Raw genomic sequence first — 1,787 nt, 5'->3', positions numbered from 1 at the left:
CGGTTGAAGGGCGGGGATCCGTACGTGCTCGGGCGCGGCGGCGAGGAAGTGCTCGCCTGCCACGCCGCAGGTGTGCCCGTCGAGGTGATCCCCGGCGTCACGAGCGCCGTCGCCGTTCCCGGTGCCGCCGGCATCCCGCTCACGCACCGCGGCATCAGCCACCTGTTCACGGTGGTCTCCGGCCACGCGCCGCTGACCGAGACCGAGCTGGAGCACCTCGCGGGGCTCGGCGGCACCATAGTCGTGCTCATGGGGGTGAACTCGCTGCCCTCGCTGACGGCCGGCCTCGCCCGATACGGCATGCCCGCGCAGATGCCCGTCGCGATCATCGAGCGCGGCTTCCGCGCCGACCAGCGCACGACGATCGGCGATCTGGCCGACATCGTCGTCTCCGCGGGGCGAGCCCGCGTCGCCTCCCCCGCGGTCGTAGTGGTCGGCGAAGTCGTGCGCCTCGCGCACGACGGCGACGCGAGCGCCGCCGAGCTCATGGACCGTGCAGCCGGCTTCGCGGCGGTGGCCGGGTGAGCGACCTCCTCGACTGCGCACCGGGATTCCGCGCCGACCAGCTCGCGGGCTTCCGCATCGGCGTGACGAGCGACCGACGCTCGGCCGACCTCATCGACGCCCTCGCCCGCCGCGGCGCGACGGTGATCCACGCCCCCACCTTGCGCATGACGAACGCGCTCTCCGACGATCCCGTCATCGCCGACACCCGCGCGATCGTCGAGGCCCGCCCCGACGTGCTCCTCGCGACGACTGCGTACGGGGTGCGCCGCTGGTTCGAGGTGGCGGATGCCGCGGGGCTCGGCGAGGACCTCCTCGACGCGCTCTCCGACACGGCGATCCTCGTGCGCGGGCCGAAAGCGCGCGGCGGCATTCGCGCAGCCGGGCTCAACGACGTCGGCATGAGCGCGCAGGAGACGACGGAGTCGCTCATCGACGAGGTACTCGCGAACTACCCGGCGGGCCTGACCGTCGCCGTGCAGTTGCACGGGTTCCTCGAGCCCTCGCAGCTCGAACGCCTCGATGCGTCCCATGCCCGAGTGCTCACGGTCGCGCCCTACCGCTGGGTGGAGATCGACGAGTCCGACGACCGCGTCGAGCGGCTCATCGAGTCGGCGTGCACCGGCGGCCTCGACGCGATCACGTTCACCAGCGCCCCGGCCGTGCACGCCCTGTTCGGTGCCGCCGAGGCGATGGGGCGCTACGACGACCTCGTCGACGCGATGTGCGGTCCCGTGGTCGCGGCCGCGGTCGGCCCCGTCACGGCGCTGCCCCTCGTCGCCGCCGGTATCGAGCCGATCCAGCCCGACCGCTACCGCATGGGCGCGCTCATCCGGCTGGTCTGCGAGCACCTCGAGACCGACCGCGTCGTACGCCTCGAGACCAGGCACGGCCCGCTCGCGCTGCGCGGGTCCATCGTCGACGTCGCCGACCGGCGCGTCTCACTGGCGCCGGTGGCGCTCATGATCCTCCGGGCGCTCGTGCAGGCCCGGGGCTCGGTGGTCGCGCGCGACCGCCTCGCCTCCGGCCTGCCGGGAACGAACGACGAGCACGCGCTCGAGGTGGCCCTCAGCAGGCTCCGCCAGACGCTCGGCGTGCCCGGCCTCATCGCCACCGTCGTGAAGCGGGGCTACCGCATCGACGTGTGAGCGTCGCCTCACACCCGCCGCCGTCACTGGTGAGCAGGTGGAGACGCAAGGTTTACGACCGGACCGATCCGCAGAAACACGACGTCAATAGCTTCGAGTCGAAGGATCCACTCGTGATCGAACCCCGGAGGCCCC

2 protein-coding genes are annotated in these 1,787 nt (G+C 72.7%); both read left to right on the top strand.

Features of this window, described 5'->3' with window-relative positions; all coding sequences use genetic code 11:
* On the top strand, window positions 1-525 hold a 525-nt coding region (locus VIP82_RS09190; RefSeq protein ID WP_331907832.1), incomplete at its 5' end, for a uroporphyrinogen-III C-methyltransferase.
* The gene (locus tag VIP82_RS09185; protein ID WP_331907830.1) at window positions 522-1,652 is read left to right on the top strand and encodes a uroporphyrinogen-III synthase; all 1,131 of its coding nucleotides are present in this window, start codon (window positions 522-524) and stop codon (window positions 1,650-1,652) included. The genes VIP82_RS09190 and VIP82_RS09185, both read left to right, overlap by 4 nt.
* The last annotated feature ends 135 nt before the right edge of the window (window positions 1,653-1,787 follow it).

The sequence above is a fragment of the Microbacterium sp. genome (genome assembly GCF_036566905.1).
GTDB lineage: Bacteria > Actinomycetota > Actinomycetes > Actinomycetales > Microbacteriaceae > Microbacterium.
Note: the sequence above shows the minus strand (reverse complement) of the source record. Positions and strands in the feature narration are given on the sequence as shown.